We start from the raw sequence: 18,530 nt of genomic DNA, 5'->3' as shown, positions 1-18,530 counted from the left end.
ATTAGTGGTGTTGTTAGCATTAATTGTCAGACTATTAGCACTTGTTCCTCCGGTAATAATCAGGGTATCTGTGCCAAGACCACCATTGATGTTGTCATTTTGTTGTAAGTTGGCAAAGACGCTGGTAATTGTGTCATTTCCTGCAACTGCATCAATGATATCTTTGTCGTTGGTGGTGGTGATGTTATTTGTATTTGCTGTACCAGTGATTGTATTGTCTGTTAGGTTGCTGATATTTATAGTCAATTGTTTTTGATACGTTAAACCACCCTGGTCTCTGGTTTGAACGCGAATACTGTAACTGTTTTTGGTTTCAAAGTCAAAGACAGAGTTGGTTTTAAGTTGATTATTGGTAATGGTGAATAAACTATTATCAGTTGCACCACCTCCTGATACTAACCTATAAGTAAAGGTGTTTGCTGTATCTGGGTCTGTGGTGGAAAGATTACCAATTACTGTACCAACAGTCTTGTTTTCCGCAACTGTGCTGGTGGATAGTGTTAAGTTGGTAGGGGTTTCGTTAACGTTGCTGACTCCAATGGTTAATTGTCTTTCAAAGGATAACCCCCCTTGGTCTGTGGTTTTGACTCTAATGCTGTAACTGTTTTTGGTTTCAAAGTCAAATACAGAGTTGGTTCTAAGTTGATTTCCGCTAATGGTAAATAAACTATTATCCGTTGCACCTGTTCCTGTAACTAAGTTATAAGTAAAGGTGTTTCCTGTATCTGGGTCTGCGGTGGTGAGATTACCAACTACTGTACCAATAATTTGGTTTTCCGCAACGGTGTTATTAGAAAGAGTTAAATTAGTAGGAGTTTCGTTAACGTTGCTAACTCCAATGGTTAATTGTCTTTCAAAGGATAACCCACCCTGGTCGGTGGTTTTGACTCTAATGCTGTAACTGTTTTTGGTTTCAAAGTCAAAGACAGCGTTGGTTTTGAGTTGATTATTGGTAATGGCAAATAAACTATTATCCGTTGCACCGTTCCCAGTGACTAAGCTATAAGTAAAGGTGTTTCCTGTATCTGGGTCTGTGGTGGTGAGATTACCAACTACTGTACCAATAATTTGGTTTTCGGCAATTGTGCTGGTGGAGAGTGTGAGATTAGTAGGTGCTTGGTTAGTAAATTCACTCACATTAATAATCTTTAAACCACCTACATCGTCAGCAACATAAGCGTAGTTACCGACTACTTGCACACCTCTAGCATAGCCAGATGTATCATAATTGCCCTTGAGGGTGGGAGTTGTGGGGTTGCTGATGTCAATTATTTGTAGTCCTGACCAACTATCAGCTACGTAAGCATAGTTACCGACTACTTGCACACCTTTAGCAGAGCCAGATGTATTATAATTGCCCTTGAGGGTGGGGTTAGTGGGGTTGCTGATGTCAATTATTTGTAGTCCTGAAGAATCATCAGCTACGTAAGCGTAGCTACCGACTACTTGCACACCCCAAGCACTGCCAGGTGTATCATAATTGCCTTTGCGGGTGGGGGTAGTGGAGTTGCTGATGTCTATGATTTGTAGTCCTGAACCACCATCAGCTACGTAAGCATAGTTACCCACCACTTGCACACCTTCAGCATAGCCAGATGTATCATAATTGCCCTTGAGGGTGGGGGTTGTGGGGTTGCTGATGTCAATTATTTGTAGTCCTCCATAATACCCATCAGCCACATAAGCATAGTTACCGACTACTTGCACACCCTGAGCATAGCCAGATGTATTATAATTGCCCTTGAGGGTGGGGTTTGTGGGGTTGCTGATGTCAATTATTTGTAGTCCTCCATAATACCCATCAGCCACATAAGCATAGTTACCGACTACTTGCACACCCTGAGCATAGCCAGATGTATTATAATTGCCTTTGAGGGTGGGGGTAGTGGGGTTGCTAATGTCTATGATCTGTAGTCCACCAATATCAGCTACATAAGCGTAGTTAGCCACTACTCGTACACCTGTAGCGTAACCAGATGTATTATAACTGCCTTTGAGGGTGGGGTTTGTGGGGTTGCTGATGTTTATTATTTGTAGTCCTGAATCACCATCAGCTACGTAAGCATAGTTGCCGACTACTTGCACATCATTAGTGTAACCAGATGTATCATAATTGCCCTTGAGGATGGGGGTAGAAGGGTTGCTGATGTTTATTATTTGTAGTCCTGAATCACCATCAGCTACATAAGCGTAATTGCCCACTACTCGCACAGTTCTAGCAGAGCTATACCCATACGAATACCCAGTAGAACAATTGGCCTTGAAAGTGGGGTTTGTGGGGTTGCTAATGTCTAGGATTTGTAATCCTGTAGAAGAATAACGATTATCAATAGCCAAATAAGCGTAGCTGCCCACTACTTGTACACCTACAGCACTGCCAGATGTATTATAACGGCCTTTGAGGGTGGGGGTAGTGGGGTTGCTAATGTCTATGATTTCTAGTCCAGATGTAAAACCATCACCATTAACCACAGCATAATCGCCATCATCATTAGCCACATAAGCATAATTGCCAACTACTTGTACATTAAGAGCAATGCCAGATGTATCATAATTGCCTTTGAGGGTGGGGGTAGTGGGATTGCTAATGTCTATAATTTGTAGTCCTGATTCTCCATTAGCTACATAAGCATATCTACCCACCACTTGCACACCTTGACCATTATAAATATCGTAACTTCCCTTGACAAGGGGTTGGGCAGGGTTGCTAATATCAATGATATCCAATCTATCCCCTACAGCATAAGCATAGTTACCCACCACTGTCACAGCACGGGCATAGCTTAAAAAATCCCACTCTCCCACTAATGTGGGTGTAAAAGTGACACTGACGGTTAATTGTTTCTCAAAGGATAACCCACCTTGGTCTGTGGTTTTGACTCTAATGCTGTAACTGTTTTTGGTTTGGTAGTCAAATACAGCATTGGTTTTAAGTTGATTTCCAGCAATGGTAAATAAACTATTATCTGTTGCACCGTCCCCGGTAACTAAGCTATAGGTAAAGGTGTTTCCTGGATCTAGGTCTGTGGTGATGAAATTACCAACCACTGTACCAATGGCCTTGTTTTCTGCAACAGCACTATTGAATAGTGTTAGGTTAGTAGGAGTTTCGTTAACGTTACTGACTCCAATGGTTAATTGTCTTTCAAAGGATAACCCGCTTTGGTCGGTGGTTTTGACGCGAATGCTATAACTGTTTTTGGTTTCAAAGTCAAAGACAGCGTTGGTTTTAAGTTGATTTCCAGTAATGGTAAATAAACTATTATCTGTTGCACCTGTTCCAGTGACTAAACTATAGGTAAAGGTGTCTCCTGTATCTGGGTCTGTGCTAGTGAGATTACCAACTACTGTACCACTAACTTGATTTTCCGCAACTGTGCTATTAATTAAGGTAATGTTGGTAGGTGGTTGGGTTAAATCACTGACATTAATAATCTTTAAACCACCTACATCGTCAGCAACATAAGCGTAGTTACCGACTACTTGCACACCTCTAGCAGAGCCAGATGTATCATAATTGCCCTTGAGGGTGGGGGTAGTGGGGTTGCTAATATCAATTATTTGTAGTCCTGACCAAGCATCAGCAACATAAGCATAGTTACCCAATACTTGCACACCATAAGCAGAGCCACTAGTATCATAAGTGCCTTTGCTGGTGGGGGTAGTGGGGTTGCTAATGTCTATTATTTGTAGTCCTGCATAACCACCAGCAATATAAGCATAGTTACTGACTACTTGCACACCATTAGCATAGTCAGATGTATCATAATTGCCCTTGAGGGTGGGGGTAGTGGGGTTGCTAATGTCTATTATTTGTAGTCCTGAATACGCATCAGCTACATAAGCGTAGTTACCGACTACTTGCACATCATAAGCATAGCCAGATGTATCATAATTGCCTTTGCGGGTGGGGGTAGAGGGGTTACTAATGTCAATTATTTGTAGTCCTGATTCTCCATCAGCTACGTAAGCATAATTACTGACTACTTGCCCACCCTGAGCAGAGCCAGATGTATCATAATTGCCCTTGAGGGTGGGGGTAGTGGGGTTACTTATGTCTATTATTTGTAGTCCTGAATCACCATCAGCTACGTAAGCATAGCTACCCACTACTTGCACACCATAAGCAATGCCAGAGGTATCATAATTGCCTTTGCGGGTGGGGGTAGAGGGGTTGCTAATGTCTATTATTTGTAGTCCTGAACCACTATCAGCTACATAAACATAATTACCGACTACTTGCACACCATTAGCATAGCCTGTACCATAATTTTCCTTGAGGATAGGGGTGGTGGGGTTGCTAATGTCTATTATTTGTAGTCCTGAACCACTATCAGCTACATAAGCGTAGTTACCGACTACTTGCACATCACTAGCATAGCCAGATGTATCATAATTGCCCTTGAGGGTGGGGGTAGTGGGGTTACTTATGTCTATTATTTGTAGTCCTGAACCACTATCAGCTACATAAGCGTAGTTACCGACTACTTGCACATCACTAGCATAGCCAGATGTATCATAATTGCCTTTGCGGGTGGGAGTAGAGGGGTTGCTAATGTCTATTATTTGTAGTCCTGACCAACCATCAGCTACATAAGCGTAGTTACCGACTACTTGCACACCCTGAGCATCACCAGATGTATCATAATTGCCTTTGAGAGTGGGAGTAGATGGGTTGCTAATGTCTATGATTTGTAGTCCTGATTCATCATCAGCTACATAAGCGTAATTACTGACAACTTGTACACCTCTAGCAAGTCCAGATGTATCATAATTGCCTTTGCGGGTGGGGGTAGTGGGGTTGCTAATGTCTATTATTTGTAGTCCTGAACCACTAACAGCAACATAAGCGTAGTTACCGACTACTTGCACATCACTAGCATAGCCAAATGTACTATAATTGCCCTTGAGGGTGGGGGTAGTGGGGTTACTTATGTCTATTATTTGTAGTCCTGAACCACCATCAGCTACATAAGCGTAGTTACCGACTACTTGCACACCTTGACCATTAGAAATATCGTAACTTCCCTTGACAACGGGTTTGGCTCGGTCAGTAATATCAATGATGTTTAATGTATCCCCCACAGCGTAGACATAGTTACCCAATACTGTCACAGCATAGGCATAGTTTAAAATATCCCACACTCCCACTAATGTGGGTGCAAATACTCCCTGGTAGCTGATGAGGGTGTCTGCAACAATATCTGACAAATGTAGAGACGTTCCATGGAACGTCTCTACATCTGTAACGGGAATATTCACCTCTAACTGCCAATTTCCCCCTAATGCTGCATTGCCGGTTTTTGTGGTGGAGGCGCTAATGGTGGCGTTGGTAATTTGATGTAATTTGTGAATAAATTCTGCCCCTGCGTCTCCTGCCGCGACGTTACAACCATATAGTAAAATATTCTGAGGTTGCCACTGTTGTAATTGTTGGGTGTAATTATGAATATTGGTTAAGTTTAATTGACTATTACCTAAATATAAGCATCCCGGCGCACCGTGGGAAAGGATGTGAATGGTGGTGATGTGGGGATGTTGTTGTAAAATTTGGCTAATTTGCTCAATTCCGTCTTGCTCTGGGGAAATAATAACTGTTTTTACGCCCTCGATAATTCCTGTTTGCAGGGTCTGATAGTCGGAAAGGGAGGCATCAATAAAAACAATTGTTGTTGCGGTTTGACGGAGAAAAGAGTTGTTAAACATATTTTTTTCCTTTACACCTGGTACTGTAGGTTTTTGTTATATAAGGTAGAAAATGAGCAACTTCACGTAAAACCTGGGTCGGGTCAGGATATCAATTTCCTGTCTTCAATCACAATTATAATCGTACAATGGATTTAATCATAGACACAACCGTATTTTTTTAAATTTTTAATGTGTTATTTTTAATCTGTATTATTGTCACAACCGTGGATTCGGTAGCATTTATGCTTTTATATCGTCTGATAGCGAAGCGTGGCCTTAGCCCAGGATGTCCAGGATGAAAGGATGTACAGGATAATGATTTAAAATGGTGCGTTACTATGTTATTATATAGATGTAGCGAACTGCTTGCAGCAGCGCTTCGCTATCGCTATGCTATACCCAAAGTCTTTACCAATGGTGCGTTACGAATAGCTAACACACCCTACTATATTATATAGCGAACTGCTTGCAGCAGCGCTTCGCTATCGCTATGCTACACCTAAAGTTTTTACCAATGGTGCGTTACGAATAGCTAACACACCCTACTATATTATATAGCGAACTGCTTGCAGCAGCGCTTCGCTATCGCTATGCTACACACAAAGTCTTTACCTCAAGTACAGATATTATATTGCGGGGTGCGGGGTTATCTTCTTCATCCTCTTCTTCATACTCCCCACTCTCTAACTCTGTACTTTTTAAGATAATTCTTCCTTATTAAGATGATAATAACATTTTTTAAATCCCTTGTCAACACCTGAAAAACAAATTTTTCGCGGTTTTTTTGCGTCTTGTTTCCTGTCAACTGTCAACTGATTAAAGGATGTACAGGATGAAGATGGGGATTTTCTGATGATGTTAATGATTTAAAATGGTGCGCTACTATATTATATAGCGAACTGCTTGCAGCAGCGCTTCGCTATCGCAATCATAAAAATCTTGTAGTGCGGGCATCTTGCCCGCTAAAAGTCTATGATAAAAATCTTGTAGTGCGGGCATCTTGCCCGCTAAAAATCTACCTCATGAAAATGAAATCTGCTGTATGATGATGTCAATGATTTAAAATAATGCGTTACTATATTATATAGCGAACTGCTTGCAGCAGCGCTTCGCTATCGCTATGCTACACCCAAAGTTTTACCTACTCAAAAAGCTGTTCCCAGTTAAGAGTTCCCAGTTAAGAGTTCCCAGTTAAGAGTTCCCTTACATAATACTCTGGTAACATTCATGCTTTTACATTTGTCAGAATCAGGATATCCAGGATGAAAGGATGTACAGGATGAAGATGGGGATTTTTTGATGATGATTTAATATGGTGCGTTACTATATTATATAGCTAGTATATAGCGAACTGCTTGCAGCAGCGCTTCGCTATCGCTATGTTACACACAAATGCTTTACCCATGGTGCGTTACGCTGTCGCTAACACACCCTACTAAATAATTTAAGATAGTTCTTCCTTATCAATGTAAGGATAACATATTTAAAATCCCTTGTCAACACTTGAAAAGCAAATTTTTCGCGGTTTTTTTGCGTCTTGTTCCCTGTTCCCAGTTAAGAGTTCCCTGTTCCCAGTTAAGAGTTCCCTGTTCCCTGTCACCTGTCACCTGTCACCTGTCACCTGTCACCTGTCACCTGTCACCTGTCACCTGTCACCTGTCACCTGTCACCTGTCACCTATTCCCTAACAAGATACCCGAATTCTTAAAGAAGTCGGATATCTAGGTTTGTCTAAATTTGTTAGTTAAGATTCAGAAGTTTTTTTACCGACAACTTGAGATTTGAGGGTGGTAATTTCGCTAGATAACTCTTGTCTGCTGGAAGCTTTGAGTAAATAGCGATAGATAAACCACACAGAGTAACCAATACCAATTAATTCAAAGCTGGGTGCTACTAAAGGAATATCATTAAGAGCGTCTAGCACGGCCAATAGTACCTTAACTGCGACTACAGATGTCACTACTAAACCAATAGTAACTATAGGCTGTTGATATTGACCAAAGAACTTACCTACATAATCTGGTAATGTACCCAGAAAACCAGAAACTTGTTGTCCATATTTGAGCCATTGTTCTTGAGGCTGCATAGGCGGCTGAAGTTTGGTAAGATTTCCGGTTTGGGTGTTAATTTGGGGGATAGTTGTTTCTTTGGACTGGGTTTCTTGGTATTCTGGTTCTTGCATTTTTATTTCCATGATTTTAATCGTTGAGTTTTTTACCTAGACATTTACAACCAAAAGGCTGTTAATTGACAATTCTTCCACTAATAAGGATGGGAAATCAGAGATTATTGGTTTATTTTATCAGAAAACGCCGTAATACCCCATCCCTCTACAGGGTGGAGATGTAAAGCAAGTAAAATTAAACACCCTCCAAGGGATATTAAGCGCAGCTTAATCGTGAGAGAGGGTAGTTTCATTTTTACCAATCTTAAAGATTGACTAATTCCTTAAAGTATATTATACTTAAAACAGGTCGAATTAGTAATAAAAAAAATGATTGTTTTTGAATTTAAAGCCAAAGGCACAAAGCAGCAATATCAAAAAATTGATGAAGCTATACGGATAACTCAGTTCATTCGTAATAAGTGCTTGCGCTTTTGGATGGACAATCAAAATGTTAAACCTTACGACCTAAATAAATACACTGCGGTCGTAGCTAATGAATTTGATTTTGCAGATAAATTAAACTCAATGGCTAGACAAGCAGCAGCAGAGAGAACAGCTTTTGCAATTAAAAGATTTTTTGATAATTGTCAAGCTAAAACTCCTGGAAAGAAAGGATATCCAAAGTTCGAAAAAAATAACCGTTCCATTGAATATAAAACATCAGGATGGAAACTATTAGAAGACCGAAAACACATTAACTTTACGGATAAATGTGGAATTGGTCAGCTAAAATTAATTGGAACTTGGGATTTACATTTTTACCAGATTAAGCAAATGAAAAGAATCAGAATAGTTAAACGTTCTGATGGATATTACGTTCAATTCTGTATAGATGCAGAACGGAATATTGATGTTAATCCAACTGGTAAAACTATTGGTTTAGATGTTGGTCTTAACAGTTTCTACACTGATTCTCAAGGGGATAAAATTGATAATCCAAGATATTTACGAAAGTCAGAAAAATCTTTAAAACGACTACAAAAAAAAGTTAGTCGTAAAAATAAAGGTTCTAATAATCGTAAAAAAGCTATTAACCGTCTTGGTAGAAAATATTTGCAAGTTTCACGTCAACGTAAAGACTTTGCCGTTAAGACAGCATTGTGCGTAGTTAGATCTAACGATTTAGTGGCGTTTGAAAAACTGCAAGTGAAAAATATGGTTAAAAATAGCAAGTTAGCCAAGTCAATTAGTGATGCTGGTTGGTCATTGTTTACTCAATGGTTAGAATATTTTGGTAAAGTCTATGGGCGTGTAGTTGTACCAGTTGCACCTCAATACACTTCTCAAAACTGTTCTAGTTGTGGAGAAATCGTCAAGAAGTCACTTTCAGTTAGAACTCATGTTTGTCAATGTGGGTGCATACTTGACCGTGACCACAATGCTGCAATTAACATTCTCACTAAAGCACTAAGACAAGCTGGCTATGATCTAAGTACGGTGGGGCGCACCGGAACTTCTAACGCTTGTGGAGAGATGACCCTCTGCTCAGACTTGGTAACAAGGTTGGGTAAGGTTGCTCATTGAAGCAAGAATCCCCGTCCCTCTATAGGGCGGGGAGCGTCAAACTCCTCATCGTCTTTATATTTTATGATAACAAGTATTGATTTCCTTAATCACCTCAATCCTAGTCAACGTCAAGCTGTAGAACACTATTGCGGACCATTGTTAGTAGTTGCTGGTGCTGGTTCGGGTAAAACCCGTGCGCTGACTTACCGTATTGCTAACTTGATTCTACAACACCGTGTTAATCCTGAAAATATCCTCGCGGTGACATTTACTAATAAAGCTGCTAGGGAAATGAAGGAAAGAATTCAAAGGATATTTGCTGAACAATTAGCAATCACAAAACATGATAAAAAGTTTGATTTACTAACAGAATATGAACAAACTTTGATTAAATCACAAGTTTACCGCACTACTATTAAAGATATGTGGTGTGGAACTTTTCATAGTTTGTTTTCTCGGATTCTCCGTTATGATATTGAGAAATATCAAGATGAAAAAGGGAGAAAATGGGAAAAAAACTTTTCTATTTTTGATGAGTCTGATGTGCAAAGTCTGATTAAAGAAATTGTGACTAAAGATTTAAATTTAGATAGTAAGAAATTTGAACCTAAGTCTGTGCGTTACGCTATTAGTAATGCTAAAAATCAGGGATTTTCCCCTAGAGAATTTGAAAGTGAACAGCCAAATTATCGGGGGAGGGTAATTGCTGATGTTTATAACCGCTATCAAGATAAACTGGCTCAAAATAATGCTTTAGATTTTGATGATTTGATTTTAATTCCTACTAGATTATTTCAACAAAATGAGCAGGTTTTAGGTTATTGGTATCGCAAATTTTGTCATATTCTAGTTGATGAATATCAAGATACTAACCGGACTCAATATGATTTAATTCAGCTTTTAGTTACCAATGGGGAAAAACGTAAAAGTGAATGGGAATGGGAAAATCGTTCTGTATTTGTGGTCGGAGATGCTGACCAGTCAATTTACAGTTTTAGAATGGCAGATTTTACGATTTTACTGGAATTTCAGGAGAATTTTGGCGATGGTTTAGCAGATGATGATACCCGTTCTATGGTAAAATTAGAGGAAAATTATCGCTCTTGTGAAAACATTCTCCAAGCTGCTAATGAATTAATTGAAAATAATACCCAACGCATTGATAAAATTCTCAAGGCCACAAGACAACCGGGGGAAGCAATTTATTTTCATAAAGCTGAGGAAGAAATGGCTGAAGCAGCTTTTGTTATTGACCAAATTCGCAGTTTAGAAAATCAAAACCCGGAATTAAATTGGGGTGCTTTTGCAATTTTATATAGAACCAATGCTCAATCTCGACCTTTTGAAGAACTATTAGTTAAGTATCAAATTCCTTATACGGTTGTGGGAGGAATGAAGTTTTATGACCGGAAAGAAATTAAAGATGCTGTTGCATATTTAAGAGCTATTAATAATCCAGCGGATACTGTTAGTTTATTGCGAGTTATTAATACACCTCGTAGGGGAATTGGTAAAGCTACTATTGACGCTTTAGTCAATGCTTCCCAGCAATTAGGAATAACATTATGGGAGATAATTAGTGATGAAACATCAGTTAATAGTTTAGCAGGACGTTCGGCAAAAGCTGTGAATAATTTTGCGGCAATGATTGAAAATCGTCAAGCACAAATCACGGTTATTCCCGGTTCGGAGATATTACAAGGAATTTTAGAAGATTCTGGTTATATCAAGGAATTGCAAGATCAAGGTACAGACGAAGCTGATAATAGAATTAGCAACGTTAATGAATTGTATAATGCCATGTTGCAATTTCAAGAAGAAAATGAAGGCGAGGATATTTCTTTACAAGCGTTTTTACAAAGTGCTGCGCTCAGTTCTGATTTAGATAATTTAAAAGAGGGACAAACAGCAGTTTCTCTAATGACTTTACACGCTTCTAAGGGTTTGGAATTTCCGGTGGTCTTTCTAGTTGGATTAGAACAGGGATTATTTCCGGGTTATCGTTCATTACAAGATCCATCGTTGTTAGAAGAGGAACGTAGATTATGTTATGTAGGTATTACCCGCGCTCAAGAACGTCTATTCCTATCCCATGCTAGGGAACGCCGTTTATATGGTACTAGAGAACCGGCAATGCGATCGCAATTTTTAGACGAATTACCAGCAGAGTTATTAACTACACAGAATAAAGTTACCCGTAGTTTCACTAAGACAACATCGGCAAACCCTAATAAACAAAGCACTTCTCAAGCTTGGCAAGTAGGTGATAATGTATTACATAAAACTTTCGGCATTGGTAAAGTTACTCACGTTTTTGGAGAAGGAAATAAAGTTTCTGTAGCCATTCAATTCGCTAGTTTGGGACAAAAAATTATAGACCCTAGAGTAGCACAGTTACAGAAAGTCTAATGGGAGGAAATACTAATAATTAGGGCTTGCTGAGTAAGTTGTCTGTGAGGGTAGGGAACTCTTAACTGGGAACAGTTTTAACTGTTTGGATATCCTCAATTTTCCAAATCCGACAAAGAAAAATGCAATTCATTTTGAGACATCATTAGCCAAAACCTTGCACTTTTTTGTGGTAAAAATCCGAGAAACCCTTTGTTAATAAATGGTTTTAGGTTTATATGGCTAACGCCACGCTACGCTATCAGTAAGCCCTAATTAGGTTAACACCATAAAACCAAAATGTGTAAAATCAATGTAAAATCAATGTAAAATCGCTAAAAACCTCTTCCCTGTTAAGAGTTCCCTGTCACCTGTCACCTATCACCTATCACCTGTTCCCTGTTCCCTGTCACCTGTTCCCTATCTCAGCTTACCGGGTATTTAAGCTGGGGTTTTTACCTGGCTTGCCATTTCTAAAAAGCTGTTCATATTTACCCCAGGACGACGACGAGGGGTATTCTTAGGAATGAGATACTTGGTGGCAAAGTTGGTTTCAGTTGGGACTGATATTTTAACGGGTTCAGCTTTGGTGGCTTTTGCTGCTACTGGTGCTACTGGTGCTACTGCTACTGCTGCTACTGCTGCTGGTGCTGCTGGTGTTGGCGCTACTGCGGCTACTGGTGCGGCTACTTGAGTAACATTAGCTTCAGCTTCTTCCTTTAGTTCCAGGTAGTAGCTGTTTCCCTTATTACCAAATAATCCAGTGATAAAACCGACAATACCCGCAATCAGATTTTTGATAAAGCCCATAAAAAATACTCCTGGTTTATTCTGTTAATTGCTGCCAGTCATAAAAGTTACTGGTTGTTACTTAGCAAACCGTGAATTAATACTGATTAGTATTTTCAGGTTTTTGGTGTCAACAGTTGCAACTGGTAGATCACATTTCACAAAAATTAAATTAATTATTAAATTTTATTATGAAAATAACATTATGAGAAATTTTTTAACAAATCTTAATAGTTTAGATTTATGCTCATGTCACATTTTCTATTATCTTCATGATAATACTGAGTTAAATTCTGGAAAATCATGAAAAATGAAAATTACCACCACAAAACAGCAGAATCCGGTTTTATTAGTCCATGGTATCAACGATACTGGGGCGATTTTCGATAAAATGGCGTTGTATCTCAGACAAAGAGGTTTGTCTGTGTATACAGTAGATTTGGTCCCGAATAATGGCGCTGAGGTTCTGGATAAATTAGCGCAACAGGTAGCTAATTATGTAAATGATACTTTTGCACCAGAACAACCACTTAATTTAGTTGGTTTTAGTATGGGTGGTATTGTTGGTCGTTATTATATTCAACGTTTGGGAGGAATAGAAAGAGTAGAGCGATTTATTAGTATTTCTTCACCCCATAAAGGAACAGTAATTGCTTATGGTTCATGGTTGCCAGGATGTGTACAAATGCGTCCTAATAGTCCTTTTTTAGCAGATTTAAATGCTGATGTTGAGATGTTAAAAAAAATAAATTTTACATCTATTTGGACACCTTATGATTTGATGATTTTACCTGCTATAAGTTCCCAGCTTGGGATAGGAAAAGAAGTAAATTTACCAGTGTTATTACATCCTTTAATGCTAACAGATCCTAGGAGTTTAGCAATAGTAGCAGAGGCATTAACATCAACAGTAAATTTATGAATTTATACTTTCTAATATATATACTATTAAACTGCCATCTAATCTCTATCCCCAATTTTGGTATATTCAGCACTGCCAAAAATAGCTTCTGGATGACGATAATACTTAAATTCCATTAAGTTATAAAAAGGGTCTTCTAAAAAGAAAGTGCGATGTTCTAGAAGGGAGTCAACAAAGCGGTTTTTCGGTTCTTCTCGAAATTTTAGATCTTGGTTTTTTGCCTTTTCTAGTAATTCTTGCCAATCCTCTAATTGAGAAAAAATTAGTCCAAAATGTCGGGGATAGATAGCTTTTTGAGGTGTTAAAATATCCTGGGTAACGTGGGCTACTAATTGATGTCCATAAAGATTGAGAATTAAAGCGTGGGGGTTTTCACGTCCGGGTATGCAGCCTAAACCATCAACATAATAGGCTTTGGTGTCGGGGATATTGGTGACGGGGAAAGCGAGGTGAAAAATAGGTTGGTTCATGGTGGGGGTGGGTGAGAGAATATAACTATTGTGGGTTTCTTTATTCCCACAGTATGGAAAAGCCAGGGAGAAAAGAATCTTAATATTAATGTAATAAAAGAGGATAAAATCATTTTATCACATTAAAAACCTGAAAATACTCATAATTGATCACAGATGTTATCTCTAATTGATTTGACAAATCCCTGGTTAATGGGATTAGCCTTAAATACGATTTTACTAGGAATAGTGGCAATTCTTCCCAAAAAACTGCTCACCCCCGCAGGTATACTTAATGCTGGGTTATTGGGAATTATCATTTGGGGAACGCTGGGTTGGCCAGGATATCTAGTGGTAGTGTTCTATTTTATTGTTGGTTCTGGAGTAACGCGCATTGGTATAGCGGAAAAAGAAGCCGCAGGAATTGCAGAAAAACGTGGTGGTGCAAGAGGTCCAGAAAACGTTTGGGGTTCTGCATTAATAGCGGCTGTATGCGCTTTAGGAGTGTTGTTTTTACCTGATTTTAAATATTTGCTATGTTTGGGTTATGTTGCTAGTTTTAGCACCAAACTATCGGATACTACCGCTAGTGAAGTTGGTAAAGCTTATGGTAAAAGCACATTTTTAATTACGACACTGCAACCAGTTCCTAGAGGTACAGAAGGGGCGGTAAGTTTAGAAGGGACTGTAGCTGGTATGATAGCATCAATAGCGATCGCTCTGATTGGTTGGGGCGTAAATTTAATTAATCCTGTTGGTATGATTTGGAGTGTATTAGCTGCATTTATCGCTACAAATTTAGAAAGTGTCATTGGTGCAACTTTACAATCTAAATATACTTGGCTAACTAATGAAGTTGTTAATATTTTTAATACCTTTATTGGTGCTATTTCGGCGATGATAATGGCGTTAATTTACCAAAGTATCTTTGTTTAATTATTCATTGACTAAAATCAAAATATTTGTAGGTTGGGTTGACTCGCGTTAACCCAACATTATGATTTTATTTTTGTCATCGTGTTTACAGATTTCCAAATACTTATTAGTTAAAATTCTTGAGATATTGCCGACTGATTAAGCATATATTTAATTTATCAAATCTTCATGATTACTAAATATCATTCTCTACTGTTTTCTCTATTATTTAATGGAAAGTCTTAGAGATGTTTTAGTTTTATTTTCAGAATCACTTCATGGAATCTGCAACTTTTTTAACTGTAAATAACCAAGAAATCGCTTTAGCTGAAGTAGTAAAGTACCTACAGATATCGGGTAGACTAGGAAATTTTATTAATGATGTACTGCGTCAGCACATAATTGAACAAGAAATTAATACCAGGACAGATATTGAGATTAGTTCGGCATTAATTGAACAGACAATTATTGATTTTCGCCTCAAAAATCAACTAACTGATCCACAAAAGTTTCAAGAATGGTTAATCAATAATGGTACAGATTATACAACGTTTCATACATCTATCACCTTTAGCTTTCAATTAGAAAAACTCAAAGCATTGGTGACAGAATCAAAATTACCAGAATACTTTATTGAAAGAAAGATCTACTTAGATAGAGTCGTACTTTCACGAATTTTAGTTGATAGTCGAGAATTAGCAGAAGAACTGCAAACTCAAATTGAAGAAGGTGCTAGTTTTGAACAGTTAGCAAAAGAGTATTCATTAGCAGATGAAAAAGTATTTAATGGAATGATGGGACCAATTAGTCGGGGAACTATACCGGATATTTTACGTGGGGCTGTAGATGCAACTATCCCTGGAAAATTGATAAATCCCATAGAAATAGAAGGGCGTTTTGCTTTATTTAGATTAGAACAAATTCTCCCAGCATCCTTAGAAGATCCTCAATTAAAACAATCACTACAAAATGAATTATTTGAAAAATGGCTAGGGGATAAAATTCAAAATCTCACGGTGAAAATCCAAGTTAATTAAAAACTCTAAATTAGCAATCTTTACGAATAAATGTGTTAAACAATTTACTCTGGAATGAACCACCGCTATCTTGGCTAAATGCGGAAGAACAAAGCGAATTAAAACAGCAAGCGGAAATTCGTAATTACAAACTTGGTGAGAAAATTTGGTCACCAGAACTAGGAGGTGAACAGTTTTTAATTATCACTGGTAAAGTACGTTTACGAGAAGAAGGAGAAAATAAAACTGTAGCTACTTTACAAACAGGAAATTGGTTTGGTGACTGTCAGGAATTATTTACTAATTTTAAAGCTGTAGCTGCTAGTAAGGAAGTAGTAGTAGTCTGTTGGAATTCAGAGGTGTGGAAAAAGTTTTTAAATCCTCAGATTGATGAATTTTGGAAAAATTCAAGGAATCAAGAGGAGAAAAAAATCGTTTTACCAGTTACTAACTCTCGCATTTCTGCACCAGCTTTCACACCGCCCCAACCAATAATTTCCCATTATCCCTTTGTGGGAAGTGGGAATACAGGTGCTGCCTGTTTAACAATGGTAGCGCAACATTTACAAAATCCTGTGCAGTTGGAATGGGTACAACGTCAATTGCGGGGACAAAAGCCACAAAATATAGTAGAAGCAGGAGAAAAATTAGGGTTAGTGTTGCGGAAATTGCAGGTTAATTGGAGTGAATTACGTCAATTATCTTTTCCGGCTTTATTGTTGTGGAATCAAGAGAATCAGGAAAGTGAGAATGATAAAAATGACAAATTAAATAGTCAATTAAATTGGGTTGTAGCATATCAAATGAAAGGTAATTATTTGATTATTGCTAATCCCCAAAATCCTGATTATATTTGTGAACAATTACCTCAATCTGTAGTAGAAAATTGTTGGGATGGTACATTATGGCAAGTTGAATTAATTTCCCAACAAGAGAAATTTAATTTAGGTTGGTTTACTCCCGCAGTGTGGAAATATCGGGGATTATTAGGTGAGGTTTTATTAGCTTCATTTACCTTACAATTATTAGGTTTAGCTTCACCATTAATTACCCAAGTTATCATTGATAAAGTCATGGTACAGGAGAGTTTAGCCACCTTAGATGTGATGGCGATCGCTCTGTTGTTAGTGGCGACATTTGAGTGTATTCTAGGTATTCTGCGGCTATTCATATTTACTCATACTGCACGGCGGTTAGATTTGAGTTTATCGGCTCAACTTTTTCGCCATTTAATGCGTTTACCATTGGCTTATTTTGAGTCGCGGAGAGTGGGAGATACAGTTGCTAGAGTTCAGGAATTAGAACAAATTCGTCAATTTCTCACAGGTACAGCTTTAACAGTAATTCTGGACAGTATCTTTGCTATAGTTTACCTGGGATTGATGTTTTATTATAACATTCCTCTCACATTTGTAGCCTTAGCGGTATTACCTTTGTTTGCGACTTTAACGATTATTGCCACACCAATTTTGCGAAATTGGTTAAATGAAACCTTTAACCGCAGTGCGGACAGTCAATCATTTTTAGTAGAGACAATTACCGGCATTCATTCAGTTAAAGCTCATGCGGCTGAACCAATAGCTAGAGAAAGGTGGGAAGGCTTATTTGCCCGCTTTATTCGCACCAGTTTTAAAGCTTCCACCACATCCAATATTAGTAGTAATATCGGTGATTTTCTGACTAAATTTTCTACTTTAATTATCCTATGGTTTGGGGCGAAATTAGTCATTGATCATCAACTTACCATTGGGCAATTAATCGCCTTTCAAATGTTATCGGGAAGAGTTACCAGCCCTTTATTAAGGCTAGTACAACTGTGGCAAAATCTCCAACAGGTGCTATTATCAGTAGATAGAATTGGTGATATTCTTAATGCAGCCCCAGAAACCGAAGCAGGAACAGGTTTAGTATTACCTCCCCTGAAAGGTGAAGTTAATTTTGAACAGGTATTTTTTCGTTATTCTGCTAATACGGAACCAGTATTAAAAGGAATTTCTTTTCATGTTAAACCGGGGCAATTTATAGGTATTGTTGGTCGTAGTGGTTCAGGGAAAAGTACCCTTTCTAAACTTTTGCAAAGACTATATCAAATTGAATCAGGGCGCATATTAATTGATGGATTTGATATTAAAAGTGCTGACTTAGCATCTTTAAGACAACAAATTGGGGTAGTTCTCCAAGAAGACTTTTTATTTAATGGTTCAATCTTGGAAAACATTACTTTAGGAAATGCAGATATTAGTGCGGAAAAAGTTATAGAAGCTGCGAGATTAGCCGTAGCCCATGACTTTATTAGTCAATTACCTTATGGTTACGAAAACAATGTTGGTGAAAGAGGTACAGCATTATCAGGAGGACAAAGACAAAGGATTGCATTGGCAAGATTATTTCTGAGTTCTGCACCTCTTCTTATCTTAGATGAAGCCACTAGTGCCTTAGACAGTGAAACCGAACAACAAGTTTTAAAAAACCTGAAAAACGTCTCTTCCCACCGCACAGTTTTTTTAATTGCCCACCGTTTTGCCCCTCTCAAGCGTGCAGATTTAATATTAGTCATGGAGAAGGGAATTATCGCGGAACAGGGAACACATTTAGAGTTGTTAAAACAAAAAGGTTTATATTGGTCACTATATCAAAAACAACAGACCAATATTTAAACAAAAGCTTTAATTCCTCTCTGCCCTGGGAGC

10 protein-coding genes are annotated in these 18,530 nt (G+C 38.2%); 6 read left to right on the top strand and 4 right to left on the bottom strand.

Annotation, left to right across the window (positions count from 1 at the left end; genetic code table 11):
- On the bottom strand, positions 1–5,706 hold a 5,706-nt coding region (locus H6F62_RS21070; protein WP_190372527.1), incomplete at its 3' end, for a DUF4347 domain-containing protein.
- 1,726 nt (positions 5,707–7,432) lie between these two features.
- A complete protein-coding gene (locus H6F62_RS16715) occupies positions 7,433–7,870 on the bottom strand; it encodes a CAAD domain-containing protein (RefSeq protein WP_190372528.1) in 438 nt (145 codons plus the stop codon).
- 312 nt (positions 7,871–8,182) lie between these two features.
- Here H6F62_RS16715 and H6F62_RS16710 point away from each other — a divergent pair, with 312 nt between their 5' ends.
- Complete coding sequence (locus H6F62_RS16710; RefSeq protein WP_190372526.1) at positions 8,183–9,379, top strand: RNA-guided endonuclease TnpB family protein; 1,197 nt, start codon at positions 8,183–8,185, stop codon at positions 9,377–9,379.
- A 63-nt stretch (positions 9,380–9,442) separates the two neighbouring features.
- Positions 9,443–11,770 (top strand): DNA helicase PcrA, encoded by a 2,328-nt coding sequence (gene pcrA, locus H6F62_RS16705; RefSeq protein WP_190372525.1) that lies wholly within the window; start codon positions 9,443–9,445, stop codon positions 11,768–11,770.
- 420 nt (positions 11,771–12,190) lie between these two features.
- On the opposite strand, the gene H6F62_RS16700 is transcribed toward pcrA, so the two are convergent.
- Positions 12,191–12,559, bottom strand: coding sequence for a hypothetical protein (locus H6F62_RS16700; protein ID WP_137909050.1), 369 nt, complete (start codon positions 12,557–12,559; stop codon positions 12,191–12,193).
- 289 nt (positions 12,560–12,848) lie between these two features.
- Between H6F62_RS16700 and H6F62_RS16695 the strand changes: the two genes are divergently transcribed.
- Entirely contained in the window at positions 12,849–13,460 is a 612-nt protein-coding gene (locus tag H6F62_RS16695) for a triacylglycerol lipase (protein ID WP_190372524.1), read from the top strand.
- Positions 13,461–13,498: 38 nt separating this feature from the next.
- On the opposite strand, the gene H6F62_RS16690 is transcribed toward H6F62_RS16695, so the two are convergent.
- Positions 13,499–13,930, bottom strand: coding sequence for a VOC family protein (locus H6F62_RS16690; RefSeq protein ID WP_137909052.1), 432 nt, complete (start codon positions 13,928–13,930; stop codon positions 13,499–13,501).
- 156 nt (positions 13,931–14,086) lie between these two features.
- Between H6F62_RS16690 and H6F62_RS16685 the strand changes: the two genes are divergently transcribed.
- The 3 genes from H6F62_RS16685 to H6F62_RS16675 all read left to right on the top strand — a co-directional run bounded on the left by H6F62_RS16685 (position 14,087) and on the right by H6F62_RS16675 (position 18,497).
- On the top strand, positions 14,087–14,845 hold the full coding sequence (locus tag H6F62_RS16685) for a TIGR00297 family protein (protein ID WP_028082078.1): 759 nt from the start codon (positions 14,087–14,089) through the stop codon (positions 14,843–14,845).
- 257 nt (positions 14,846–15,102) lie between these two features.
- Entirely contained in the window at positions 15,103–15,861 is a 759-nt protein-coding gene (locus H6F62_RS16680) for a peptidylprolyl isomerase (protein WP_190372523.1), read from the top strand.
- A gap of 32 nt (positions 15,862–15,893) precedes the next feature.
- Positions 15,894–18,497, top strand: coding sequence for a type I secretion system permease/ATPase (locus H6F62_RS16675; RefSeq protein WP_190372522.1), 2,604 nt, complete (start codon positions 15,894–15,896; stop codon positions 18,495–18,497).
- Positions 18,498–18,530 lie beyond the last annotated feature (33 nt).

The organism is Anabaena sp. FACHB-1391 (assembly GCF_014696755.1).
GTDB lineage: Bacteria > Cyanobacteriota > Cyanobacteriia > Cyanobacteriales > Nostocaceae > Dolichospermum > Dolichospermum planctonicum.
The sequence above is the reverse complement of the archived record's forward strand: the minus strand, read 5'-3'. Positions and strand labels throughout refer to the sequence as shown.

Excerpts from the sequence above, each read along its gene's own strand:
- H6F62_RS16680 (WP_190372523.1), top strand. The coding sequence starts at position 15,103 with ATGGAATCTGCAACTTTTTTAACTGTAAATAACCAAGAAATCGCTTTA.
- pcrA (WP_190372525.1), top strand. The coding sequence starts at position 9,443 with ATGATAACAAGTATTGATTTCCTTAATCACCTCAATCCTAGTCAACGT.
- H6F62_RS16700 (WP_137909050.1), bottom strand. The coding sequence starts at position 12,559 with ATGGGCTTTATCAAAAATCTGATTGCGGGTATTGTCGGTTTTATCACT.
- H6F62_RS16690 (WP_137909052.1), bottom strand. The coding sequence starts at position 13,930 with ATGAACCAACCTATTTTTCACCTCGCTTTCCCCGTCACCAATATCCCC.
- H6F62_RS16715 (WP_190372528.1), bottom strand. The coding sequence starts at position 7,870 with ATGCAAGAACCAGAATACCAAGAAACCCAGTCCAAAGAAACAACTATC.
- H6F62_RS16695 (WP_190372524.1), top strand. The coding sequence starts at position 12,849 with ATGAAAATTACCACCACAAAACAGCAGAATCCGGTTTTATTAGTCCAT.
- H6F62_RS16685 (WP_028082078.1), top strand. The coding sequence starts at position 14,087 with ATGTTATCTCTAATTGATTTGACAAATCCCTGGTTAATGGGATTAGCC.
- H6F62_RS16710 (WP_190372526.1), top strand. The coding sequence starts at position 8,183 with ATGATTGTTTTTGAATTTAAAGCCAAAGGCACAAAGCAGCAATATCAA.